The following is a 23004-nucleotide window of genomic DNA, read 5'->3' as shown; positions in this document are numbered from 1 at the left end:
ATCGCCCAATGGGTGGGGTGTCCCGCAACCGACAACGATGGCAGAGCGCGATGGTCTATGGGGCGATCGCGCTCTGCGGTGTTTTGAGCAGTTGGGTCTGGAGTGGTCTGGGAATTGGGGGGCTAGCCGATCGGGGGGGTGATTCGCTCGCCCAAGCAACGGAACCACTGCCGGCCCTGCTCTCCCAACTACCACCGCCCCAGGTACACCCGTTGCCAACCCGTTTGCAACAGTGGCGCGATCGCCCGGCGGCCCAATCAAGACTTGTTCCGCCGCGTAACGGGGCCGGGGATGACTTCGACCCAGATTCCTCTAGTCCAGATTACTTCGACCAAATTGAACCCTCGATCGTGGGTCACCTGATCTGGTCGCAGTTTCCGATCACCGTTGCCCTTGCCCCCACACCGCCCCGCGCGGCAGCTTGGCGCAAGGCCGTGACCCAGGCGATCACCGATTGGCAACCCTATCTATCGCTGCAACTGCTGGACGCTGGGGATTCAACCCCGGCCGACATCACCATCGCCCTGGGCAATCCCACCCTGCGCAATGCGGCCGGTTTGCCCCGAGCCGCCAACGCCCGCACCACCTATGAGTTCTATTGGGATCTACGGGGCGATCGCCCCCGACTAGCCCACCGATTTACGATGCTGTTGCGGGGCGATCGCGCGTTTGCTCAACTGTTGGGCACGGCTCGCCATGAGTTGGGCCATGCCCTGGGAATTTGGGGCCACAGTCCTAATCCCCAAGACGCGCTTTATGCCGCCGCCGTGGCCAATCCGCCCCCCATTTCCGATCGGGATCTGAACACCCTAGTAAAAATCTATGAGCAACCCACCCGCCTCGGTTGGCCATTAAACTAGGGCGATCGCCAGTCAAAATGCGCTCAGTCCTGCTTAGAATCCCATCTCTTCTGAATGGTGTTAAACCCTTCTAGCTATGTGGAACCTCATTGGCTTATTGATGATTTCCAATATTTTTATGACCTTTGCTTGGTATGGTCATTTAAAAGATTTGAAGACTGCACCCCTGTGGGTTGCAATTGTCGTAAGTTGGCTGATCGCCTTTCTAGAATATTGTTTTCAAGTACCTGCCAATCGCCTGGGCACGCAATACTTTAATCTACCGCAACTCAAGGTTTTGCAGGAAGTTATTACGATGGTGGTGTTCGCTGGATTTAGCGTTTGGTATATGAAAGTTCCTGTGACACGCAATTACTTTCTGGCTGCTATGTTGCTAGCGGGTGCTGCTTATTTGATTTTTAGTGATCAAACCAAATCTTAAGCAAACAAAATCTTAAAATCGTCGCCACCGAAACTTAACCGTTCAAATTTAGCCAATCCCAGTCGCCTAAATCATCATGCCTAATCGCCTTGCTAGTAGCCAGAGTTTATATCTACAAAAACACGCGAATAATCCCATTGACTGGTGGCCTTGGTGTGAGGAAGCCCTTGCTCAAGCGAAACAGGAAAATAAACCGATTTTTTTGTCCATTGGCTATTCCAGTTGCCATTGGTGCACGGTGATGGAGGGTGAAGCCTTTTCAGATCCGGCGATCGCGGATTATCTGAATGCGAATTTCTTGCCCATTAAGGTCGATCGGGAAGAGCGCCCCGACATCGACAGCATCTATATGCAAGCGCTGCAAATGATGATTACCCAAGGGGGCTGGCCGTTGAATATTTGGCTGGATCCCTACGATTTAGTGCCGTTTTATGGGGGAACCTATTTTCCGGTGGAGCCGCGCTATGGCCGGCCAGGATTTTTGCAATTGTTGCAAGCGCTGCGCGATCACTACGACCAGCAGCCGGAGCAAGTGGCCCAAATTAAGGGGCAAATTCTGGCGGCCCTGCAACCAACGGTGGATTTGGCGACGGGGGCCAATTTGTTCGATCGCACCCTGGTTGAGCAAGGTTGGCAGGAAAATGCAGCGGTTTTGGCCGAAGGGCGATCGAGCAATCGGTTTCCAATGATTCCCTATGCGGATTTTGTGTTGCGGGGCTATCGGGTCACCAGTCCCGAGCCTTGGAGCGACCAAATTCCAGAAGCCCTGCGCCCCAGTTTGCAACGGGGGGTGGCCCTGGCCCTGGGCGGCATCAACGACCATGTGGGCGGCGGCTTTCATCGCTACACCGTTGATCCCACCTGGACAGTGCCCCATTTTGAAAAAATGCTCTACGACAATGGGCAAATCGTGGAGTTTTTGGCGAATCTGTGGAGTGCGGGGGCCCAAGATCCCTCCCTGCGATCGGGAATTTTTGGGGCGATCGACTGGCTCCGCCGTGAAATGACCAATCCCGATGGCGGCTTCTATGCGGCCCAAGATGCCGACAGCTTCACCGATCCCGCAGCGGCGGAACCGGAAGAAGGTGCATTTTACGTTTGGGGCTGGGATGAGCTGGAATCCCTGCTGGAACCAGAAGCCCTCTCGGCATTGGTGGAACAGTTCACGGTTTCAGTGCCGGGCAACTTTGAAGGTGTGAATGTGTTGCAGCGGCGATCGGGCGGAACCTTGCCGGATGGGGTGACAGAGGCGCTCGATCGCCTGTTCACGGTGCGTTACGGCCAGCCCCGCGCCCAGTTGGCCCAATTTCCACCCGCCCGCAACGCCACCGAGGCGAAAACCGTCGCTTGGCCCGGTCGCATTCCCGCTGTCACCGACACCAAAGCGATCGCCGCTTGGAATGGTTTGATGATTGCCGGGTTGGCCCGGGTGGCCGCCGTGTTTCAGGACTTGCCCGCCTACCAGTTAGCTGCCGGAGCGGCCCGCTTTTTGCAAACTCATCACGGTGCGGGCGATCGCTTCTATCGGCTGAACTACGACGGACGACCGGCGATCAGGGTCCAAGCAGAAGACTACGCCGAAGTGATCCGCAGCCTGCTGGAACTGCACCAGGCCGCAACAGCCCTGATCGCCACGGGGCAAATTACTCCCTCAGAGGCGGATCAGTGGCTGGCCTTGGCGACCCAACTTCAGGCGGAATTTGATCAGCACCTGTGGGATGCCGATCATGGCGGATATTTCAACGCGGACGATCGCCCGGATTTAATCATTCGCGAGCGGAGCATCATCGACAACGCCACCCCCGCCGCCAACGGCACAGCCCTGGGCAACTTGGTGCGCCTGGCCCTGCTCACGGAAAATTTGACCTATCTCGATCGCGCTGAACAGGGCTTCCGCAGTTTCCATCGTTTCTTAGACGAGCACCCCCGCGCTTGTCCCAGTTTGCTGGCAGCCTTGGATCAGTTCCAGCGGCCCGTGCTGGTGCGGGCCAAGGCGGAAACCCTGACCCTCTTGGCCCAGCAATATTTGCCCACTACGGTTTTGCGGCTGGATCAGCAATTACCGCAAGGGGCGATCGCCCTGGTTTGCAAAGGGCTAACCTGCCTGCCTGCCGCCACGGATCAAGCTCAACTCTGGTCTTTGCTGAAGCAATGCCAGGGGTAGGCTCGCAGTGGCTAGTTCCAGCTCGCCACGCTAGGAACGGTTATCAATTCACCCAAAACCCTGGTTCCACTGTGGTGAGATCGCGGGGGACAAGGGGCTTAAGCCCCTTGTTACGGCGCTTAGAAGATGGAAGATCAACCGTTTTCGCTGGATTCCAGGCAGTGACGACAGATCCTAGCGTTCATGTTTGCGATCGAACCAGCCCTAGCGATTCAGGTATTTCATCGCCAAGCCCATCAAATCCGACATATCAATATCCCCATCCCCGTCGCTATCCAAATAGCCACTAAGGAGCGAATTGCCTTGCTCGTTGGACTTTAAAAAGTTCAGCATCAGGGGCACTGCCATCGGCAAAATCGGTTCGATCGACCCGGCGGGCAGCCCTGTGCGGGCCTCAATTTCCCCCAGCATTTGTTCCACTTGGGGTTGATTCAAAAACGCCTCGATCGCCGCCGCATTGGGTTCCGTGCCGCCCAATTGATCAACCAACGCTTGGGTTTGGTCAAAACCATTGGCCGCCTGGTTAGCCTGCAAGCCCTCTTTCAAATATTTCGCCACAATTCCCATCACCGCTTGGGTGTTCGCCAAGTCCAATCCCCCTTGGCTACTGATGGCTTGGAAGGTTTGCAACATGGCTCCCAAGTCCCCTGAACCACCGGCCAGGGCAGGATTTCTCAGCAGCGAAGACAACATATCCAACATGGTCGAATCCTCAAGTTTTCCAATCAAGATCGCAAGCAGGCGTTAATTCCCAGGTTTTAATTCCCAGGTTTTAATTCCCAGGTTTTAATTCCCAGGTTTTAATTTCCAGGCTTTGATTGCCATCAACAGCCGTTGGTTAACCCCGTCGCGACAAAAACAAACAAGGGCAAGGTCTGTGGAATCCTTGCCCCTGCTGTTGATTTTATGCGCGCTTTTGCAATGACTCCAGACGGCGCTTCGCCACATCATTTTTGGGATCGGCCGCCAAGGCTGCTTCATAGGCTTCCAAGGCTTGCTTCACCAGTTGTTTTTTCTCGTAGGCAAATCCCAAGTTATTCCAGGCGGTCACGTAGCCGCCGTTGAGTTTGACGGCTTCTTTGTATTGCCGAATGGCCAAATCAAACTGCTCTTGGGCCACGTAGGCAAATCCCAAAGCGTTGTAAACAATGGCCAAGTTATCGGTGGATTCTTCTTCACCTTTCTTGAGCGATCGCTGGAATTGCTCGATCGCCTGGCCATACATTTTTTTATCCATGTAAATACTGCCCAGTTCATAAAACGCCTGAGCACCTGCTTCCCCACTGCTGGCGGCTTTTTGCAAGCGGCTGAGGGTATTTTCTAGGCGACGAGTTTTGAACACCTGACGCAGTACAAAAAAGGCCACGATCGACAGCAGCCCCACCAAAATTGAAATATAGACAATACCAACTGAGCCTTCCATAGGGATTAAAGCAAGAGGATTGAAAGGGGGACTCGTTAATTAAAAAAATTGAAATTGCTAGGGCTTTTCGTTGACCAGCAGCTACATCAATAGCACCACATCAATAGCATCGCATCAATAGCAAAGGGCGCGATCGCCCGCGCCCTCACTATCCAGAAGGATCGATGTTGCTATCACGCCTGAGCACCACTGGCCATCGCCATCATTTTGCTGAACGAAGTGCTGAATTAAGCTGCACCCATCGGCTGGATTGATTCGCAAAATCAAGCGATCGCACCCTTAGCCCGCAGCTTTTGCCTTGGCAGCTTCGGCCACCTTGCCAAACACTTCAGGATCCAGAACAGCCAACTGGGCCAGCATTTTCCGGTTCAACAGAATATCAGCCTTCTTCAGGTTGCCCACCAATTGGCTATAGCTCGTGCCATTGATCCGAGCAGCAGCGTTGATCCGTGCAATCCACAGGCGACGGAAATCGCGCTTGCGGCGACGGCGATCGCGATAGGCGCTCCGCAGGGCCTTCATTACCTGCTGGTTAGCGGTGCGGAACAGACGCGAGTGGGAACCACGGAAGCCCTTGGCGAGCTTCAGAATCTTTTTGCGGCGTTTGCGAGCAACATTGCCGCGCTTAACACGTGCCATAGGGGTTGACTTTGCTTGAAACTAAAGCAATACAGAAAAAACAGAGGAAAGCGGGGAAGCGCCGATCGAGATAGCGGCAACTAGCATTGACAGGTTCCCCGGGCAAAAGCTGCGAGGATTTTGTCCTTAGAGATAAGGCAACATGAGTTGCACGTTGTCTGCATCGCGCTCGTGCACCAGAGCCGCACCGGCCAAACGACGCTTACGAACAGCGCTCTTCTTTTCTAGAAGGTGGCTACGCAGGGCGCTCCGGCGGGCAAATTTACCGCTACCGGTCTTGCGAAAGCGCTTGGCGGCAGCTTTGCGAGTTTTGAGTTTAGGCATGGACTTACCTCGGGGTTGGGCGCTTGGTTGGCGCGATTTCAAATCCTATCACTGCTAGCCCCATTGCGTAAATGATCGACCTATGCGGTCAAGGGGGCGCTGGGGGCAATGAAGCCTCTGAGGTCGATCGCGCTAATTGGTTGAAGGGTAACAGGGCCTAGGGTTCGTCGCTGGCCATGTCATCGTCGTCATCCAGCTCGTAGCCCGTTTCTTCGCCCACGAGCATATCGGCGATTTCTTCGTCGCGCTCGTTGTACTCAAAGTCCCGTTCATCGCGATCGCGCAGCCGACCTGATGATTCCAGCCAGTCCAAGATCGAAGCGTTGGTTTGGGCCGGGATCACGCCCGCACGAGCACGGCGCGGTTCTTCACGCAAAGCAGGAGTGTTCATCAATAGTTTAGGGATAGGTTGCTAGCGATATGGTGGATAGGGGCTTGTGCCTGTTGGGCTGGAAGCGGATCCTAGTGTTTCCACAAGAGGCCTCCCCTGTCAAGTGTGCCACGATCGCTCCGCCGCGTCCTACTGGATTGTTGAATTCATCATGCTGGGAAAATCAGATTTGCTTGCGGCCCTGGTGGGTCAAAACTTGGGTTTAAAAACCACGACCTCGGACAAGGCGGCTATTTTGGCGCTGATCACGCGGCTGGAGGAACGCAACCCAACCCCCAGCCCGATCGAGCAGCCGGCCAAGCTCGCGGGCGATTGGCAACTGCTTTACACCACCAGTCGAGAACTATTGGGTATTAATCGCCCCCCGATCGCCAATTTGGGCGCGATTTATCAATGCATTCGCCCCGATCGACAAACGATCTATAACTTGGCGGAACTCAACAACAACTTCCCTTGGCTGGAGGGCTATGTGGCGGTGGCAGCCCGGTTCGAGGCTTTGTCGGCGGTGCGGGTGGCGGTGCGTTTTCAGCGAATTGTGGTGGGTTCCCAGCGGTTAGCGAACTATCGCCAAATTACCGATTGGGTCGATCGGGCTGAACAGGGCGATCGGTTTCGAGCACTGAATTTCACCTTGAACCCCGTCCAGCAACAGGGTTGGTTAGACGTGACCTATTTGGATGATGATTTGCGAATTGGTCGGGGCAACGAAGGAAGCGTGTTTGTGCTGCGGCGAGTCTAGGTTTTTGCCCCAAGGGTTAAGCAACAGCTATTCACTCAAGCGGCTCGATCGCTCCGTGCTGCGTGGATCCAAAGCATCCCGTAGCCCATCACCCAACAAATTAAAGGACAGCACTGTCAGCACCACCGCGATCGCCGGGGGCCAAACCAACCAAGGCTGCAATGTCAAAATCGAAGCATTGGTTCCCAAAGACAACAGATTGCCCCAGGAAGGATCGGGCTGCTGAATCCCCAGCCCCACCAAGCTCAACACCGATTCCGCCACAATGAAACTCGGCACGGCCAAAGTTGCGGAAATAATCGTGTAAGTGGCCGTTTGGGGCAACACATGAAGCACCACAATCCGGAGAGTCCCGGCCCCCATGGCTCGGGCCGCCTGCACAAAGGGCCGCTCCTTGATGGACAACACTTGGCCGCGAATCACCCGTGCCAGGCCCGACCAACTGATGAATGATGTGATGGCCACAATCAGGAAGAACCGCTGGGCACTGCTCAGGCCGGGGGGCAAGACGGCAGCCAAAGCCACCAACAGGTAAATGCCCGGAATGGTCATCAGCACTTCCGTGAGCCGCATGATTGTGCTGTCAATCCAGCCGCCAAAGTAGCCAGAAATGCCGCCAACTAACAGCCCGATCGGGAAAGAAATTGCAATTCCTACTAGTCCAATGCTGAGGCTGATGCGGCTGCCATAGACCAAGCGACTGAACTGATCGCGCCCTTGCTCATCGGTTCCTAACACGTTCCAGCGCCCGGGCCCATCGGTGCCAAACAGATGCCACCGAGCGGGGATCAATCCCCAAAGCCGGTATTCAGGGCCCGTGGTTAGCAGTCGCAGTCGAGAAGGCTGCGATCGATCCACCCGCAAAGGGCGATCGCCCGTCTGCAAATCCGTTGCCCCCAGCGTTGTGGGATAAACATGGGGCCCCAAAAACTGCCCAGCCTGATCCTGCCAATGAATCACCGTGGGTGGCAGCAGGCCCCCCTGCGCTTGGACGCTGTAGGGGTCATAGGGAGCCACAAACTCCGCAAACAGGGCAACGGTGTAAAGCAATCCGAGCACGATCGCGCCCCAGCGTGCCAGCGGACTTCCCTTCAGCTTTTGCCACCATTTCATCGTTACGGAGGCCCCTTAGAATGTTAAGAAATGAATCTGTGCTGACCAATCTTAACTGACCAGCCCCAGCGGGTTTTCCCGGCCGTCCGGCGCTGCCCAGCCTCACCGCCTCGATCGCCCCATTTTTCCTTCCCCTATGACCGCTTCCTCTGACCTCGACCAGCCCCACATCACCCCGCCGGCCATGCCGTCGCCCGAGCCGATCGACCCGATCGACCCCAATGATGAGCTGCCCGATGAAGTGGAAATGTCCCTTTTTGAGCACCTAGAGGAGTTGCGATCGCGCCTCTTTGCGGCCTTGGGGGTGGTGGTGCTGGCGATGGGCCTTTGCTTCGTCTTTGTCCGGCCGATCGTGCGACTGTTGGAAGCACCGGCCAATGGGGTGAAGTTCCTGCAACTGACACCCGGTGAATTTTTCTTTGTCTCGATCGAGGTCACTGGCTACTCGGGTTTGCTGCTGGCAACCCCCTACATCCTTTACCAAATTATTCAGTTCGTCCTGCCCGGCCTCACCCGGCGCGAGCGGCGGTTAGTGCTGCCCGCCGTTGTGGGATCCAGCGTCCTGTTCATCATGGGGCTAGTGTTTGGTTACCAAGCCCTTGTGCCAGCGGCCCTCAACTTCTTCGTGAGCTATGGCGGCGATGTGGTCGAACAGGCTTGGTCGATCGAGAAATACTTTAAATTTGTGCTGCTTTTGCTCTTCAGCACGGCCCTCACCTTCCAAATACCCGTTTTGCAAGTGATGCTGGGTTTATTGGGAGTGGTTTCCTCGGGGCAAATGCTGGCGGGGTGGCGCTACGTGCTGTTGGGCGCGGTGATCCTGGGCGCGGTGCTGACTCCCTCCACCGATCCCTTGACCCAGGGACTCTTGAGCGGCGCAGTCCTTGGCTTGTATTTCAGTGGTGTTGGGGTGTTGCGCCTGCTGGGTCGTTAATTGGGTTGTTAATTGGGTTATTAATTGGGGTCTTGATTCTACCGAGGCATTTCCCCCGTACCCCACGTTGAGGGCCGTCCATCCTGCAAGAGGCCTAAAGAAAGCGACCTAAAAAAGCGACCTAAAAAAGCTGATTCACCAAACTTTCCAAGTTCACGTAGGGTTGACCGCCCGATTCTTGTACCGGGTTGCCGCTGCTGAGAACGCGCGTGTTGAACAGTCGCTCCAACACTTCACGGGGATCGTTCGATCGGCGGTTGGTTTGGCTGAGGGTAAAAAGCACGTTGTTGCGATTGCAGCCCGATCGCATGTTGCCCACACTACAAACCACCGTGTGGCTATTCACCCGTCCCACGGTTAAGTAGATATTACTGAGGCGATTACCGTTCTCCCGCAGCACGCCGTTCAACCGGCTGGTGACTTCGCCGCAACGGCGCTGGGGGGTGTAGCCCGCATCGCTAAATTCTTCACTGGTCCAGGCAATGACCGGAGCTGTGCGCCCATTTCGCTGAACGGCCACGGTGGCGTAATAGCCATTGACCTGTTGGCATTGGAAGGAGGCTAAGGATTTAATAGCGCCGGCTCTGGCGGTTTCAGCGGTCATCCAAGGTAGGTTGAGGGCCACCAAACCAGCGATCGCCCATTTCATAGCTGACTTCATCGAAAACTCCTGGGTCTGAAACCCCGTACTTTGAGGATGACTTGGCGTTAAGTTTGACTGTATACCGGGGAATATTCGGAAATTCAAGTCTGGGAAGCGAACAGAAAACCGTAACTCCCGCAACCCTTTGAAATCAGGTCAGCACATTGGAGTAGCTTACAAAGCGCAATGGCTGGGGTCTATGGCCTGAAAGGGGAGCGGATTTCGGCACTATCAAGAACAGCACCACCTGAACGGCATTTCGTTGATAGCTTCTCAGACGTGCTAAACCCCCAAAAAGCTCCCAGGGATCTCTAACCTGGTGTCTCAAAATCCCAAGGACAGGGGCGCATGGTGACTGATCCTCAGGGCGATCAACGCTTGCGCAAAGCGAGGCAGCAACTTAATCAAAAGAATCGGCAAAACGCCACAGGGGCGCAATGCCGATCCGAGGGCTGTTCCGTTTGAGCCGTCTATTCAATGATCAGGGCACGATCGACCACCGATCGCGGCGTTTGACCAGTGGGCGAAGCGGCCGGCTCCGTGGGGGCCAGCGTTGGCGATTGGCTAGACAAGGCCAGGGACTGCTCAGGGGTCGATCGATAGCTCGCCATTTGCCAGCTTGGTTCCTGCCAGCCCGTGCTGATGGAAGCCAAGGCCGCCGTCACCACCGCCGCGATCGCGGAGCCACCAACCCATTGCAGTCGCTGTTTCCGGCGATCGAGCTTGGCCAACACGCCTTGCACCGTTTGCTCGATCGGGGCCGCAGCGGGCACCGGGATCTGAGTGATTGAGCGGCTCAAACCACCCATCGTTCTAAAAACCTGTTGCACCGCTGAATCCGTCGCCAACCAGGTTTCGACCTGTTGTCGCTCTTCAGGGGTGACTTCATCATCAAGATAAGCACTGAGCAACTCAAACTGCTCAAGGCCAATGGGGGAACCCGAACCCCAAGATTCCGTAATCGCAGGATCGGAGTTTGGGTCGAGGTAATCCCGCTCTAGGCGATCGCCGTCTAGGTCTTGGTTGAGGCTGCGATCAGAATCCGATGCCGCAACCCGAGACCAGAACGCTTCGGACCAATCAGGGTCTTGTCCATGGGGACGCATTTCAGAAGTCATAGCAGCACCACAGCCCTTAACAAACCAATCACAACAGCACTCGCGACACACCGTTCAATCACACAAGACCTTGGAACCTGCTAATTGGTTCCAGCTTTAGTCTAAATCTTTAGGAACCGAGATTTCTACCCTGAAACGCTTTCAATGATCAGCATTCGATCGCTGATTTCCTGATGACTTCGCTCGGTTTTTTCTTGGGTATTTGGCAAGTTCTCATTGGAACATCCAAGCAACCGGAACTTTACCGATTCAACCCGTTTTTTGAGTATACGGAGTAGCGAATATAACCTCAAACTTCTCCGCAATTCAAACCCCAATTCAAGCCCTAACTCAAGCCCCAATTCAAACCACTGGCTTAGTCCATTGAGATGAATGGCTCAGCACTAGTGATTGAGGTAATTTTGCAGTTGCGTTTGCAAGCGGGCCCGGGCCCGAGCAATTCGCGATTTCACTGTGCCCAATGAAACCCCGGTCATTTCCGCAATTTGCTCGTAGGGCAAATCTTCAATTTCCCGCAGAATGATCGTGGTGCGGAAGGCTTCAGGCAAATCGGCGATCGCCTCTCGCAGCTTCTCGTAGAACTCTTGCGAGGATAGGTTCTCTTCGGGGCTGGGGTCAGGGGAGGCAATTTCCCAATCCAGTTCGCCATCGTCCAGTTGCCGTGTGGCATCTAAGGAGACGGGGGCCCGATCGCGCTTCCGTTTGCGCAATTCGTCATAAAACAAATTGGTGGCAATGCGGCTCAACCATCCCCGGAACTTTTCTGGCTCCTTGAGGCGGTGGAGGTGGCGATAGACCCGCAACCACACCTCCTGCGCGAGGTCTGCCCGATCGGACCAGTCCGGCGCAAGGTGATATAGCACGCGATCCACATGGGGCTGGTAGCGCCGCAGCAGTTCTGAAAAAGCAGCCCGATCAGGCTGCAAGCCTGCTTGGCAACGCAGCACCAAATCAGCGCTTGATAATTTCTGAGGCGGCACAGGCGTTTGGGGCAAGGCGGCCTCGATCTTGGACCAGGGCACGGGCGGGGAGTAGCTCATACGCGCATCTGGGTTGATGGATATCCCATGCTTTCCAGACGCGGGGGTGGTCTTCAGAGTTCCTGGCTTAAGGATTTTGCGATCGCTCGGGTCTAAAATCACCCGTTCTGGCGCAAGCTTTGGCGGCTAGCGGTAACCCGTCGCTGGGCTGAAAACCAGCAGCGACGGGCAAAACGAATTAAATAACCGGGGTCTAGCGTTTGGTACTACCGGGCACATCGGCCTCGAAGGCTGGGGCCGAAGATTGCAACAGGGCGCTAACTTGCGAGAGCACATCGCCGCTGGGCTTGCCAAGGGGTTGCCGCTCTGGGAAGAATTCCGGCTTGGATTGGCTGTGAACAATGGCTTCGTTCACCTGGCTGGCAATCAGGTCTTGGAGCTGTTCCTTGGCCCGTTGGCGTTGGTAGTTGGCTCCCTCCTCAGTGGTGGCATAGAGGGGCGGCAAGCGATTGAGGGCATAGGCAGCAATATCGCCCACATCCAAAGCCCGATCGCTGGTGGTTTCAATTTCCGCGACTCGGGTAATGGCCTCCGTGAGCACCAACTCTTCCATGACGTTGATAAATTGCTTGCGCGGCAGCACAACCACTTCACCAGTCAGCAATGCACCCATCAATCGATCGAGAGCCATATACTCCTCGATCGATAACTCGGAAGCTGTATCGCAAATCCGCCCCACTTCCGCTTCCATGGCCGGAGTCAAATAGCCATCGCGTAACGCTTGTTCAACAATTTTTTCGATGCTCATAACTCTGCGTGATACCAGGATTCGAGGTCAGTCGGGGTCAGATTGACGGGACTTATAGACAGGGTAAAGTATGCGCGGAAAGCCAGCGACCTAATCCCTCCCTCAAGACGTAATGATGATTTGACGTAATGATGATTTGGAGGTGCGGTGCGATTTTCTGCCGTAGCCACTCACACCGGTCTAGAAACGGTTTGATCTAGAAATCCAATCTAGAGGCAAACGTTTTCCATCACCATTTTTTTAATCACTATTTTTGGGTGGCCATTCTTTCACAATTTTCCGCTGCTAATTTGACGTTTGCCAACTTAACCCTACGGCCGATGGCTACCCCGCTCCCATTTAACCTTGCTGGTTTCTCCCTCAATCTCAGGGAACGGCAGGCAGGCGATCGCCCGCTAAGTAATTGTAACTAGCTCCTCAAGGCATCAAACCCAGTCATGGCAGTGGTTTTGGAGCAAGTTCCCCGATCGCCACGGGCCACCACCGGAACCGAACCAAACTGAGTTCGGTTGCTGGCTGCTTAACAGTAAGTTACATTTGGTTAAGACTCGGGATCGCCCGAGCCGCATAACAGGCACATAACAGGCATTGATTGAGGGGCAACTCATCAGATGAAATTCTCTTGGAGAGTCGCGCTGCTGTGGACGTTGCCCGTCCTGATCGTAGGGTTTTTCCTATGGCAGGGCGCAGTTTCGGGCCCCACAGCAGACATGGGTAAAAACGCGGCGAATACCCGGATGACCTACGGCCGCTTTTTAGAATATTTGGATGCAGGCCGGATTGTTGAAGTTGACCTGTATGAGGGTGGCCGCACGGCGATTGTCGAGGCTGTCGATCCTGAGCTGGATGGTCGTCTTCAGCGTTTGCGGGTTGATTTGCCCGTGGCCGCGCCAGACTTGATTGCCAAGCTGCGCGAAGCTGGGGTGAACCTGGATTCGCACCCGATGCGCAACGATGGGGCCCTGTGGGGTCTCCTGGGGAATTTGGTGTTCCCGATTTTGTTGCTGTCGGGGTTGTTTTTCCTGTTCCGGCGATCGAACAACGTTCCCGGTGGCCCTGGCCAAGCCATGCAATTTGGCAAGTCGCGGGCCCGGTTCCAAATGGAAGCCAAAACCGGCGTGATGTTTGATGATGTGGCCGGCGTGGACGAGGCCAAGGAAGAACTGCAAGAAGTTGTGACCTTCCTGAAGAAGCCGGAGCGCTTTACGGCGGTGGGCGCACGAATTCCGAAGGGCGTGTTGTTGGTGGGCCCTCCGGGAACCGGCAAAACCCTGTTGGCCAAGGCGATCGCCGGGGAAGCGGGCGTACCGTTCTTCAGCATCTCCGGTTCGGAATTTGTGGAAATGTTTGTGGGCGTGGGCGCTTCCCGCGTGCGCGACCTGTTCAAAAAAGCTAAGGAAAACGCCCCCTGCATCATCTTCATTGATGAAATTGATGCGGTGGGTCGCCAACGGGGCGCAGGCATCGGCGGCGGTAACGATGAGCGTGAGCAGACCCTGAACCAAATGCTGACCGAAATGGACGGCTTTGAGGGCAACACGGGGATCATTGTGATCGCAGCAACTAACCGCCCAGATGTGTTGGATTCGGCCCTGCTGCGACCGGGCCGGTTTGATCGCCAGGTGACGGTGGATGCGCCGGATGTGAAGGGCCGTGTGGAAATCCTGAATGTCCACGCCCGTAACAAAAAGCTGGCGGATGAAATTTCCCTAGAGGTGATCGCCCGTCGGACTCCTGGCTTTACGGGGGCTGACCTGTCGAACCTGCTGAATGAAGCGGCTATCTTGACGGCTCGCCGCCGCAAGGACGCAATCACGATGCAGGAAATCGATGATGCGGTCGATCGGGTGATTGCTGGGATGGAAGGCACGCCCTTGGTCGATAGCAAGAGCAAGCGCCTGATTGCCTACCACGAGATTGGCCACGCGATCGTGGGGACGCTGATGAAGCACCACGACCCGGTGCAGAAGGTGACCCTGATCCCGCGCGGTCAAGCTCGCGGTCTGACCTGGTTCACCCCCAGCGAAGATCAGATGCTGATTTCGCGATCGCAAATCATGGCTCGGATTTCCGGTGCTTTGGGCGGTCGTGCGGCGGAAGATGTGATCTTCGGTGATGCGGAAGTGACCACCGGGGCCGGCGGCGACCTGCAACAGGTGGCCAACATGGCTCGGCAAATGGTGACCCGCTTTGGGATGTCGGACATTGGCCCGATTTCCCTGGAGACCCAATCGTCTGAGGTGTTCCTGGGTCGCGACTGGCTGACCCGATCAGACTACTCCGAAGAGATCGCAGCCCGGGTGGATGCCCAAGTGCGCTCGATCGTGGATCACTGCTATTTGGAAGCCAAGCGGATCGTTCGCGAAAACCGGACGGCGATCGATCGCCTGGTGGATCTGCTGGTGGAAAAGGAAACGATCGATGGTGATGAGTTCCGCCAAATTCTGGCCGAATACACCACGATTCCGGACAAGGAACAGGCCTCGACCCAGTTGGTGTTTTAGGCTGAGCCAACCTTGAGGACGTAAGCCACAATCTCAATGAAATGACCGGGAGCGATTGACCCATGGGGCGATCGCTCCCGGCTTTTTTGCGGGATCGCCTGCCCGATCGCCCCGAGCAACACCTGGGCGTGACTGGCCAGCGGGGGCGATCGACTGGATTTTTCGAGCGATCGGGATCAGCAGTGCAGGATCAAAATTCAGCATTGGCAATTGGCTGATCCTGTGCCACAACAATTCTTAATGGATTTTTGATGAGGATTTTGCCAGTCGATCCGGGTTCGGAATTCCAAGGAGCGGATCGCCGATCATCAGGATTCGTGCTTTAATGAGCGCCTAAGGTTGCCCATCCCGTATCTAATCAAACGGGTCATGGTTTTAGCCCCTCAGCGCGGTTTCCTAACATCGTGATCGCCCATGCTGCAACACCGTTAACGACCATCTTCGCGCGATGCCCAGGGTCTACCTCCAGGGAGTCAGGGAATGATGGAAAACGTTAAATCGGGAACGCGGCACGGATAGAAGCGATGCTTGGACAGATGGTGTGTGTGTGGTGTGACGAGTGAGTTACTGGTTTTGTCGTGGATGCTAAATTTCCAGTTCAAAAATCCTTTGCACTAACCGGCACGCAGCTATTTTTGCTGCTGACGGGTTGCCTGAGCGCTGCCGCAGTGACAATCGATGGCCTGTCTGGGCGATCGCCCTATGGCCTGGAATCGCTCACCTTGCCGCTGGTGACAGCCGCCGCTGTAACCGCCGCGATCGGGTCTTGGGTAGTGCCCCTGTTGCGCCGTCTCAAAACCGGCCAGGTGATTCGAGAAGATGGCCCCCAATCCCACTTTGTGAAAGCGGGAACCCCCACCATGGGCGGCATCTTCTTTGTGCCCACGGCCGTGGTTTTGACCCTACTTTTAGGAATAGGTTGCGGTTGGTCTGGTTCCCAGTGGGCCGATGCACTGGCGGTGGGAGCCTTGACCCTAGCCTATGGTTTCATCGGTTGGATTGACGATTGGCAGGTCTTGCGCCGCAAATCGAATAAAGGCATTACCCCGCGCCAAAAACTGGCGCTGCAAGTGCTGTTTGGTGGATTGTTTTGCCTTTGGTTGGGGCTGACAAAATCTTGGGATTTAACAACGGTGGCCCTGCCCTTGGGGTTTGCACTGCCCTTGGGAATTTTGTTTTTCCCGATCGGCTGGTTCACCCTGGTGGCGGAAAGCAACGCTACAAACCTTACCGATGGCTTGGATGGACTGGCGGGCGGCACTGGGGCGATCGCCCTCTTGAGCCTGGGAGCGATTGTTTACCCCACTTCTCCGGCCCTGGGTCTCTTCTGTGCTTGCCTGTCGGGAGCCTGCCTGGGCTTTTTGGCCTATAACCGCAATCCAGCCCGCGTGTTCATGGGCGATACGGGATCTTTGGCCCTCGGCGGTGCGTTGGCTGCCGTGGCCCTGTTGACCCACTCGCTCTGGAGTTTGGCCATTGTTGGCGGGGTGTTCCTGGCTGAAACCCTTTCGGTGGTGTTGCAGGTGAGCTATTACAAAGCCACCAAAGGCCCGGACGGCAAGGGCAAGCGACTCTTCAAGATGGCCCCGCTGCATCACCATTTTGAGCTTTCTGGCTGGTCAGAATTGCAAGTGGTTTCCACGTTCTATCTGGTGGCTGCGGCCCTTGGTGCTCTGGGACTCTGGTGGCGTTGAGCATCCCCTTCGTTGCAGTTGCAATTGCAATTGATCTGGTTGCTAGCGCAATTCCCTGCCATCCAAGACTCAAACCCTCAGACACGCCTGAAACGATACCTGAAATAACGCCTGAGATTGCGGGGCCCCGGGCCCCGTTTTTTGTGGGGCAATCATCCCGTGGAATGGCAAACTCAACAGTATCCTGAAGGGGGCAAGCTGCCGGGGCTGTGGCGATCGCCTGACCGATCGAGCCGATGGCCTGGATAAACCAGCGAATTGAGTCAGAGCATCAAGCCCATTGGTTAAGCAGCATGATTTTTGGATGTTCCTTGGCGTTCTAGCAAGCATGGACGATTCTGATCTGGATTCGAGGGAACCGGTGAGCGCAGAGGGGCGATCGACCGTTGCCATGGAGCCGGAGTCTTGGCCCATGGTGTCCGTGATTGTGCCGATTTATAACGGCGAGGCGGACTTGCCTCCCTTAGTTGATTGCCTGTTGGCTCAGGACTATCCCCCCAGCCAAGTGGAATTTATTCTGGTGGACAATCGCAGCGGCGATCGCTCCTGGGATTGGCTGCAGCGGGCCCAGCAAATGGCTAGCGATCGGGGATGGCAACTGCATCCTCTCCAGGAATTGACGATTCAGTCGTCCTATGCGGCGCGGAACCGGGGAATTCGGGTAGCGCGGGGGGAAATTCTGGTGTTTACGGATGCGGACTGTCGCCCTCAACCGCAATGGCTGCGATCGCTGGTGGGAGATTTTGCCGATCCCGCAATTGGGATGGTGGCTGGGGAAATCACGTCCCTGCCGGGCCATACCCTGTTAGAACGCTATGCTGATCGCCAAGAAACCCTCTCGCAAAAACACACGATCGACCATCCCTTTTTGCCCTATGGCCAAACGGCGAACCTGGCGGTGCGGCGAGAAGTTTTCCAGGCGATCGGGCTGTTTCGTCCTTATCTGACCACCGGAGGCGATGCGGATTTGTGTTGGCGGATGCAACAGGCCACGGATTGGGCGATCGCCTTTGCGCCGGGGGCCATTGTGGAACACCGCCATCGGGCCACCTGGCAGGAATTTGCCAGTCAATGGCGACGGTATGGCCGCTCCAATCGCTACCTACACCAGTTGCATGGTGTGCCGCTGATGCGTCGTCGATCGGCCCGCCAGGAATTGCGCCGTTGGGTGCGCTGGAGCCTGCGAGAGTTACCCCTGGCTTTTGGGCGCTGGCTGTTTAAAAAAGGCTCCCTGCTCGATGCCCTATCAACGCCCATTGAACTGTTGGGCAGTCGTGAACGTTGGCGCGGGCAAGTGCGGGCCCAGTTACCCGATCGCGCGGATTGGATTGAGCCATTTGAGGCATTGAAATGAACTGTTGCTGAACCTTTTGGGTTCGCTTCTGAGATAACCAATTAGCTTGTTAACTTGGCTCGGAATTGATGAGCTTAGATTCGATCGAGCACTGCAATACCCAACAAATTCAGCCCCAGTTTCAGGGTACGTGCCGTGGCATCACAGAGCACTAATCGGGAAGTGCGATCGGGTTCTGCGGCATTCAAAACCGGGCAGCGATCATAGAATTTATTGAATTTTTTGCTCAGTTCAAAAAGATATTCACAGAGACGATTGGGCATCAATTCCGCCGCGATCGCCTCTAGAACTTCATCCAGTCGCAAAAGGTGCTTGAGCAATGCCCACTCGCTCTCGTCACTGAGGATGAGTTCGGCACTGTCCAAGTTCTGAAAATCAATTTCACCCTTACGGCTAATGCTTTGAATCCGAGCGTAGGCATAGAGCATATAGGGTGCTGTGTTGCCCTGAAGCGCCAACATTTTGTCGTAGCTAAAGGCATAGCTACTGGTGCGGTTTTGGGACAAGTCCGCATATTTCACCGCGCTGAGGCCCACAATTTGCGCCACCTGTTCAATGAACTCGGGAGTTTCACTGCGCTCTTCTGACTGCAACCGCTGTTCCACGTCGGCCCGCGATCGATCGATCGCCTCCGCCAACAAATCCTTCAGCTTCGGTGTATCTCCCGATCGGGTCTTCAGCTTTTTGCCGTCCTCACCCAGCACCAAACCAAAGGGCACATGCACCAGTTCCACTCCCGCCGGAACCCAGCCGGCCCGCTCGGCCACCTGAAACACCTGGGCAAAGTGGTTTGCTTGCCCCGAATCGGTGACGTAAATGATTCGATCGGCCCGGTCTTGGGTGGTGCGATAGCGAATGGCGGCCAAATCCGTTGTGGCGTAGTTGTAGCCCCCATCGGACTTTTGAACAATCAGGGGCAGCGGGTTCCCGTCCTTATTCACAAAACCGTCTAGGAACACGCAGCGGGCCCCCGCATCCTCCACCAGCAGGCCCGCCGTTTCCAGGGCGCTCACCACCTCCGACAGCAGGGGGTTATAAAACGATTCTCCCCGTTCCGTGAGTTGGATATCGAGTAGGTCGTAGATTTTTTGGAATTCCCGCCGGGATTGATCGCAGAGCAATTGCCAGGCGCGGCGGCTGTCGGGATCGCCGCCCTGCAAGCGCACAACCTCTTGGCGCGATCGCTCTTTGAAATCCTCGTCCTCATCAAACCGCTTTTTCGCTTTTTGATAGAACGCCACCAGATCGCCCAGGTCGATCGCATTGGCGTTGGTGAGGGCTTCCGGAGCCACTTCCCGCAGATGGGTAATCAACATCCCAAACTGCGTGCCCCAATCGCCCACATGGTTCAGCCGCAACACGTCGTGGCCCAAAAACTCCAAAACCCGGGCCAGCACATCGCCAATGATCGTGGAGCGCAAATGGCCCACATGCATTTCCTTGGCAATGTTGGGGCTGGAAAAGTCCACCAAAATGCGCTGCGGTTGCGCTACGGGGTCAATGCCCAGTCGATCGCTCCCTTGGCTCAATCGCAATTGCCCCAACAGGTAGTCGGCCTTGAGGGTCAGGTTAATGAAGCCCGGCCCCGCAATGGTAGGGGGTTCGCAGAAATCCTCGATTGCCAAGGCCGCCACGATCGCGCTGGCGACCTCGCGCGGTGGCTTGCCCCACTGTTTCGCTAAGGACAGGGCCACATTGGCTTGGTAATCCCCAAACTTGGGATTGCTGGCCGGAACCAGCATCGGATCCGTGCCAACCAACTCCGGGCCAAAGGCTTTGACCAGGGCGGTTTCCAGGGCTGAACGAAGGCGGGCGATCGCGTCTTTCACCGGCAAAAAGGGGAACGGTTTCCAGAAAAAAATCTCGCCCACAAGATAAGGCGCGGGGCGTTCGGCCGCGGCCAAACGTGGAGTTCCCCGCGCGCGAAGAGCAAAGGGCAATAGAAGATTTTACTGGAATTGGGGGAGAGCGAGGCCGCCCGCAAGCCGGATTCTGTTGGCTAGGTCAGTTGCGATCGGGTTAGCTAGGGCTAATTAGACTGCTGGCCCTAGCGATTCCGGCAGCGCACCCGCTCCAGATCGCCTTCAACATTGCGGGGAACTCGCCGTAAATCGACACCGGAGCGGTAGAGGGTTGCAGAATCCCAAAGCTTGGCCCCTTCAAGGTTGGCCCCTTCAAAGTTGGTATTTTCGTCCACGATCGCCCCGCCCAAGTCCACATTGCGCAGATCAGCTCCCCGCAGATCAGTTCCGCTGAGGTTGGCATCCACAAAATTGGCAAACCGCAGCTTGGTGTTGCGCAGGTTGGCACTGGCCAAGTTGGCGCAGGTGAAGTAGCTGCCCTCAAAGTTGCTGTCGGAAAGATTGGCCAGTTGCAGTTGGGCCTGACGCAGCCGCGCATTAACCCGACTGATGCCGCTGAGGTTGGCTTCCTGAAGATCGCAACCTTGGCAACTGCGGGCGCTGCCGCTGATGAACTGCTGGGGATCGGTGGTGTTTTGGGCCCAGGCCACGCTGGCCAAGCTGCCTGCCAACAGGAAGGTGATCGCGGCAGTCCAAGTTTTGTGGGACGTTTTCATGGGTTGACCTCTCAGCAAATCGGCAAGGATGGACAGGGTACGCGCCTTAGGCAGACATCGGTGAAACGGCTGTAATGGCAGGGAACGATCGCGCTAGGATGCTTATCGGTGTCCCCCAGAGTTCCAACCTATGCGAGTTTTACGCTTGTTCCAACTGTTGTTGGCTTTGGCTGGCTCGATCGTGACCGGTCGTCAATGGGGTTCGGGTCAAGGTCAGCACAGGGAGCACCGCAGGGAACCACAGGGGCGATCGGCGGTGACCGTGATGGGCAACCGGGTGAGTCGTTCTGGGTCAATACAACTCGATCGTCAGTTCGCCCGGATCGCTTGCGGGACAGTATTCAAACCGATATCTCAATTCGTAACTGCCCGTTGGCTCCAAGTCCAGGGGAGGCTTGAGTCAGAAGGGGCTGAACGCTTTCAATGGCGGTGCTTGCAGGGAATGGGGCGCAGCTTGGCGATCGGGCTGATAGGATTCCTGATTTGTGCCAGTTGGGCAATTGTGCCAATGCCGAGTTTGGCCGATGAGTTGCCCCTTGAAGCCCGCGTTCAGGCCGCGCGATCGCTCTTTGACCAAGCTTTTGAGGCCACCAATGGCGGGCAATTTGCCCAGGCCGAGCGTTACTGGACGCAAATTTTGGAACTTTTTCCCGACAATGCGGAAATTTGGAGCAACCGGGGCAATGCCCGCGCCAGCCAAAATCGGCTTCAGGAGGCGATCGCGGACTATAACGAAGCGATTAGCCGTGCTCCCAATGCGCCGGATCCCTACCTGAATCGGGGGGCGGCTCGGGAGAATGCGGGCGATTTGACGGGGGCGATCGCGGACTATGACCACGTGTTGGAATTGGATCCCAATGATGCGGCCGCCTACAACAACCGGGGCAACGCGGAGGCGGGCCTTGGCCAATGGGCGATCGCGGTTGACGACTATGCCCAGGCGGAGCGCTTGGCTCCCGATTTTGCGATCGCCCGGGTGAACCATGCCCTCGCCCTGTTCCAGGTGGGCGATCGGGCGGAGGCCTTGCGCCTGTTGCGGAATTTGGTGCGGAAATATCCCACCTTTGCCGATGCGCGGGCGGCCCTGACGGCGGCCCTGTGGGATGCGGGCGATCGCGGCGAGGCCGAAAGCCAGTGGGTCTCGGTAGTGGGTCTCGATCGGCGCTACAAGGATTTGGAGTGGGTGGCGAAGGTGCGCCGTTGGCCGCCCGCCATGGTGACCGCCCTGGAAAAATTCCTCAAGCTTTAACCTCTAGAGCAATCCAGCGGGCAAGAACTGGCATTGTCCAGCCCTGCTGGATTGAGGTGAAGTTGAGCGAGTTGCAGTTGAGCGAACTGGCATTTAGCGAGCGGCTGCCCGATCGCGCTTGAGGCGATCGAGCAACACTTGTGCATCCTTCAACAGTTGAGTGCCCCAGAGGTTGTCCTTCAGGTACTGCAAATCCGCATAGCGCTCATCGGTGTCCAAAGCTTCCTGGGCCAGGGCCAACCCCTTCAGGCAGTTGGGATCTCGGGCTTGGCTTTGGCAACCGGCAGCGGTGTAGGTGGCCGTGGCGATCGCTAGTTTGGGTTCTGCGGCGGTTGGATCCACGGCCAAAGCAGCTTCCCACTCCTTGAGGGCATTGTCCCGATCGCCCAACTCATACAGCGCCAAGCCGATATTGTTCACCGCTGGCCACATCCGTGCTTCCAGGGTCACCGCTTGCCGAAACTGCTCGATCGCCTGCTGGAACCGGCCCATGGTTAGGTAGACATTCCCCAAGTCAAACCGGCCCGTGGGCGAGTCCTGAAGCTTGAGGCCCGCCTGCAACGTGGTTAGCGCCTCATCCCAGCGCTTCTGTTGCCCGTAGGCCGACCCTAACGCCAACAACACCGATGGATCTTCCGGAGCCAAGGCCCGGGCCGATTCCAGCACCTGAATGCCCCGATCGATCTGTTGAGATTGGAGATATAAACCGCCCATCAACCGCAAAACCTGCGGATTTTTGGGAGCGAGATAGGCCGCCACTCGAATGCGGGCCAGGGCCTCATCGTATTGCTCAAACTGCACCAAACGCGCCGCATCTTGGGCTAGATCCAAAGCCTGCTCAGACCACTGGGGATCAATTGGCGGTGCATAGGGCAGCAACACTTCCGCCCGGGCCGGCATGGATAGCCCCATGCAACCCCAAAGCACAGCCAGAACCTGGAGCGCTCGGATGCTCTGTTGTTTCAAGCTCAGTTTGCCCAGTTTGCTCACAGTCCTGTTTATCCAATGCTGCTGACAACGATCGCAAGGCCATCTTAGCAACCTGAATTAATCCGGCGGGCGGTTAAT

At 56.3% G+C, this 23004-nt stretch carries 23 protein-coding genes; 10 read left to right on the top strand and 13 right to left on the bottom strand.

All coding sequences use genetic code 11. The features are described 5' to 3' along the window. Positions 1–8: 8 nt before the first annotated feature. The 3 genes from H6G53_RS10650 to H6G53_RS10640 all read left to right on the top strand — a co-directional run bounded on the left by H6G53_RS10650 (position 9) and on the right by H6G53_RS10640 (position 3445). Positions 9–860: a peptidase gene (locus H6G53_RS10650; RefSeq protein ID WP_190532763.1), complete on the top strand. Its 852-nt coding sequence runs from the start codon at positions 9–11 to the stop codon at positions 858–860. Positions 861–936: 76 nt separating this feature from the next. Continuing rightward, on the top strand, positions 937–1281 hold the full coding sequence (locus H6G53_RS10645; protein ID WP_190355617.1) for a DMT family protein: 345 nt from the start codon (positions 937–939) through the stop codon (positions 1279–1281). Positions 1282–1357: 76 nt separating this feature from the next. After that, complete coding sequence (locus H6G53_RS10640; protein WP_190532761.1) at positions 1358–3445, top strand: thioredoxin domain-containing protein; 2088 nt, start codon at positions 1358–1360, stop codon at positions 3443–3445. Positions 3446–3649: 204 nt separating this feature from the next. Here H6G53_RS10640 and H6G53_RS10635 read toward each other — a convergent pair whose 3' ends face one another. The 5 genes from H6G53_RS10635 to H6G53_RS10615 form a co-directional block, all read right to left on the bottom strand. Next, positions 3650–4147 (bottom strand): hypothetical protein, encoded by a 498-nt coding sequence (locus tag H6G53_RS10635; protein ID WP_190532758.1) that lies wholly within the window; start codon positions 4145–4147, stop codon positions 3650–3652. Positions 4148–4349: 202 nt separating this feature from the next. Continuing rightward, complete coding sequence (locus H6G53_RS10630; protein WP_099534981.1) at positions 4350–4868, bottom strand: tetratricopeptide repeat protein; 519 nt, start codon at positions 4866–4868, stop codon at positions 4350–4352. A gap of 279 nt (positions 4869–5147) precedes the next feature. Continuing rightward, the gene (gene rplT, locus H6G53_RS10625) at positions 5148–5507 is read right to left on the bottom strand and encodes a 50S ribosomal protein L20 (protein WP_099534980.1); all 360 of its coding nucleotides are present in this window, start codon (positions 5505–5507) and stop codon (positions 5148–5150) included. 126 nt (positions 5508–5633) lie between these two features. Next, the gene (rpmI, locus tag H6G53_RS10620; protein WP_099534979.1) at positions 5634–5831 is read right to left on the bottom strand and encodes a 50S ribosomal protein L35; all 198 of its coding nucleotides are present in this window, start codon (positions 5829–5831) and stop codon (positions 5634–5636) included. A gap of 157 nt (positions 5832–5988) precedes the next feature. Then, positions 5989–6222 (bottom strand): DUF3134 domain-containing protein, encoded by a 234-nt coding sequence (locus H6G53_RS10615; RefSeq protein ID WP_234407086.1) that lies wholly within the window; start codon positions 6220–6222, stop codon positions 5989–5991. A 151-nt stretch (positions 6223–6373) separates the two neighbouring features. Between H6G53_RS10615 and H6G53_RS10610 the strand changes: the two genes are divergently transcribed. After that, positions 6374–6961 carry a PAP/fibrillin family protein gene (locus tag H6G53_RS10610; RefSeq protein WP_099535004.1) on the top strand — a complete coding sequence of 196 codons (588 nt, stop codon included), beginning with the start codon at positions 6374–6376 and terminating at the stop codon, positions 6959–6961. Between the two features lie 27 nt (positions 6962–6988). On the opposite strand, the gene H6G53_RS10605 is transcribed toward H6G53_RS10610, so the two are convergent. Beyond that, positions 6989–8074, bottom strand: a complete 1086-nt coding sequence (locus H6G53_RS10605; protein ID WP_190532756.1) for an ABC transporter permease — start codon at positions 8072–8074, stop codon at positions 6989–6991. 136 nt (positions 8075–8210) lie between these two features. On the opposite strand from H6G53_RS10605, the gene tatC reads away from it, so the two are divergent. Beyond that, the gene (gene tatC, locus H6G53_RS10600; RefSeq protein ID WP_190532753.1) at positions 8211–9008 is read left to right on the top strand and encodes a twin-arginine translocase subunit TatC; all 798 of its coding nucleotides are present in this window, start codon (positions 8211–8213) and stop codon (positions 9006–9008) included. A gap of 121 nt (positions 9009–9129) precedes the next feature. Here the strand turns inward: tatC and H6G53_RS10595 are convergent, their stop codons facing one another. The 4 genes from H6G53_RS10595 to H6G53_RS10580 all read right to left on the bottom strand — a co-directional run bounded on the left by H6G53_RS10595 (position 9130) and on the right by H6G53_RS10580 (position 12557). After that, positions 9130–9669 (bottom strand): COP23 domain-containing protein, encoded by a 540-nt coding sequence (locus H6G53_RS10595; RefSeq protein ID WP_099534975.1) that lies wholly within the window; start codon positions 9667–9669, stop codon positions 9130–9132. A 452-nt stretch (positions 9670–10121) separates the two neighbouring features. Further along, positions 10122–10769 carry an anti-sigma factor gene (locus tag H6G53_RS10590; protein WP_190532749.1) on the bottom strand — a complete coding sequence of 216 codons (648 nt, stop codon included), beginning with the start codon at positions 10767–10769 and terminating at the stop codon, positions 10122–10124. Between the two features lie 383 nt (positions 10770–11152). Then, entirely contained in the window at positions 11153–11809 is a 657-nt protein-coding gene (locus tag H6G53_RS10585) for a sigma-70 family RNA polymerase sigma factor (protein ID WP_099534973.1), read from the bottom strand. Positions 11810–12002: 193 nt separating this feature from the next. Then, positions 12003–12557 carry a late competence development ComFB family protein gene (locus tag H6G53_RS10580; protein WP_099534972.1) on the bottom strand — a complete coding sequence of 185 codons (555 nt, stop codon included), beginning with the start codon at positions 12555–12557 and terminating at the stop codon, positions 12003–12005. A 611-nt stretch (positions 12558–13168) separates the two neighbouring features. Here H6G53_RS10580 and ftsH2 point away from each other — a divergent pair. The 4 genes from ftsH2 to H6G53_RS10560 all read left to right on the top strand — a co-directional run bounded on the left by ftsH2 (position 13169) and on the right by H6G53_RS10560 (position 18109). Next, positions 13169–15061, top strand: a complete 1893-nt coding sequence (gene ftsH2, locus H6G53_RS10575; RefSeq protein WP_099534971.1) for an ATP-dependent zinc metalloprotease FtsH2 — start codon at positions 13169–13171, stop codon at positions 15059–15061. Positions 15062–15123: 62 nt separating this feature from the next. Further along, positions 15124–15279 carry a hypothetical protein gene (locus H6G53_RS10570; RefSeq protein WP_190532746.1) on the top strand — a complete coding sequence of 52 codons (156 nt, stop codon included), beginning with the start codon at positions 15124–15126 and terminating at the stop codon, positions 15277–15279. Between the two features lie 360 nt (positions 15280–15639). After that, positions 15640–16755, top strand: a complete 1116-nt coding sequence (gene mraY, locus H6G53_RS10565; RefSeq protein WP_190355623.1) for a phospho-N-acetylmuramoyl-pentapeptide-transferase — start codon at positions 15640–15642, stop codon at positions 16753–16755. A 391-nt stretch (positions 16756–17146) separates the two neighbouring features. Continuing rightward, on the top strand, positions 17147–18109 hold the full coding sequence (locus H6G53_RS10560) for a glycosyltransferase (RefSeq protein WP_190532880.1): 963 nt from the start codon (positions 17147–17149) through the stop codon (positions 18107–18109). A 74-nt stretch (positions 18110–18183) separates the two neighbouring features. On the opposite strand, the gene argS is transcribed toward H6G53_RS10560, so the two are convergent. Next, entirely contained in the window at positions 18184–19938 is a 1755-nt protein-coding gene (argS, locus tag H6G53_RS10555; protein ID WP_190532878.1) for an arginine--tRNA ligase, read from the bottom strand. Positions 19939–20156: 218 nt separating this feature from the next. Then, complete coding sequence (locus tag H6G53_RS10550) at positions 20157–20687, bottom strand: pentapeptide repeat-containing protein (RefSeq protein ID WP_190532743.1); 531 nt, start codon at positions 20685–20687, stop codon at positions 20157–20159. Between the two features lie 508 nt (positions 20688–21195). Here H6G53_RS10550 and H6G53_RS10545 point away from each other — a divergent pair. Further along, positions 21196–21936 carry a tetratricopeptide repeat protein gene (locus tag H6G53_RS10545; RefSeq protein ID WP_347278345.1) on the top strand — a complete coding sequence of 247 codons (741 nt, stop codon included), beginning with the start codon at positions 21196–21198 and terminating at the stop codon, positions 21934–21936. 93 nt (positions 21937–22029) lie between these two features. Here H6G53_RS10545 and H6G53_RS10540 read toward each other — a convergent pair whose 3' ends face one another. Next, positions 22030–22926 (bottom strand): tetratricopeptide repeat protein, encoded by an 897-nt coding sequence (locus H6G53_RS10540; protein ID WP_199291608.1) that lies wholly within the window; start codon positions 22924–22926, stop codon positions 22030–22032. Positions 22927–23004: the final 78 nt, after the last annotated feature.

The sequence above is a fragment of the Limnothrix sp. FACHB-406 genome (genome assembly GCF_014698235.1).
In the GTDB taxonomy this organism is placed as follows: domain Bacteria; phylum Cyanobacteriota; class Cyanobacteriia; order CACIAM-69d; family CACIAM-69d; genus CACIAM-69d.
This window is presented reverse-complemented; position numbering and strand designations above follow the sequence as displayed.

Bases quoted from the DNA above. Each gene is read 5' to 3' on its own strand.
- H6G53_RS10550 (WP_190532743.1), bottom strand. From the start codon at position 20,687: ATGAAAACGTCCCACAAAACTTGGACTGCCGCGATCACCTTCCTGTTG.
- H6G53_RS10560 (WP_190532880.1), top strand. From the start codon at position 17,147: ATGGAGCCGGAGTCTTGGCCCATGGTGTCCGTGATTGTGCCGATTTAT.
- rplT (WP_099534980.1), bottom strand. From the start codon at position 5,507: ATGGCACGTGTTAAGCGCGGCAATGTTGCTCGCAAACGCCGCAAAAAG.
- H6G53_RS10570 (WP_190532746.1), top strand. From the start codon at position 15,124: ATGGGGCGATCGCTCCCGGCTTTTTTGCGGGATCGCCTGCCCGATCGC.
- H6G53_RS10615 (WP_234407086.1), bottom strand. From the start codon at position 6,222: ATGAACACTCCTGCTTTGCGTGAAGAACCGCGCCGTGCTCGTGCGGGC.
- H6G53_RS10590 (WP_190532749.1), bottom strand. From the start codon at position 10,769: ATGACTTCTGAAATGCGTCCCCATGGACAAGACCCTGATTGGTCCGAA.
- H6G53_RS10640 (WP_190532761.1), top strand. From the start codon at position 1,358: ATGCCTAATCGCCTTGCTAGTAGCCAGAGTTTATATCTACAAAAACAC.
- rpmI (WP_099534979.1), bottom strand. From the start codon at position 5,831: ATGCCTAAACTCAAAACTCGCAAAGCTGCCGCCAAGCGCTTTCGCAAG.
- H6G53_RS10595 (WP_099534975.1), bottom strand. From the start codon at position 9,669: ATGAAGTCAGCTATGAAATGGGCGATCGCTGGTTTGGTGGCCCTCAAC.
- ftsH2 (WP_099534971.1), top strand. From the start codon at position 13,169: ATGAAATTCTCTTGGAGAGTCGCGCTGCTGTGGACGTTGCCCGTCCTG.
- tatC (WP_190532753.1), top strand. From the start codon at position 8,211: ATGACCGCTTCCTCTGACCTCGACCAGCCCCACATCACCCCGCCGGCC.
- H6G53_RS10605 (WP_190532756.1), bottom strand. From the start codon at position 8,074: ATGAAATGGTGGCAAAAGCTGAAGGGAAGTCCGCTGGCACGCTGGGGC.
- H6G53_RS10635 (WP_190532758.1), bottom strand. From the start codon at position 4,147: ATGTTGGATATGTTGTCTTCGCTGCTGAGAAATCCTGCCCTGGCCGGT.
- H6G53_RS10630 (WP_099534981.1), bottom strand. From the start codon at position 4,868: ATGGAAGGCTCAGTTGGTATTGTCTATATTTCAATTTTGGTGGGGCTG.
- H6G53_RS10580 (WP_099534972.1), bottom strand. From the start codon at position 12,557: ATGAGCATCGAAAAAATTGTTGAACAAGCGTTACGCGATGGCTATTTG.
- H6G53_RS10645 (WP_190355617.1), top strand. From the start codon at position 937: ATGTGGAACCTCATTGGCTTATTGATGATTTCCAATATTTTTATGACC.
- H6G53_RS10610 (WP_099535004.1), top strand. From the start codon at position 6,374: ATGCTGGGAAAATCAGATTTGCTTGCGGCCCTGGTGGGTCAAAACTTG.
- H6G53_RS10650 (WP_190532763.1), top strand. From the start codon at position 9: ATGGGTGGGGTGTCCCGCAACCGACAACGATGGCAGAGCGCGATGGTC.
- H6G53_RS10545 (WP_347278345.1), top strand. From the start codon at position 21,196: ATGCCGAGTTTGGCCGATGAGTTGCCCCTTGAAGCCCGCGTTCAGGCC.
- H6G53_RS10585 (WP_099534973.1), bottom strand. From the start codon at position 11,809: ATGAGCTACTCCCCGCCCGTGCCCTGGTCCAAGATCGAGGCCGCCTTG.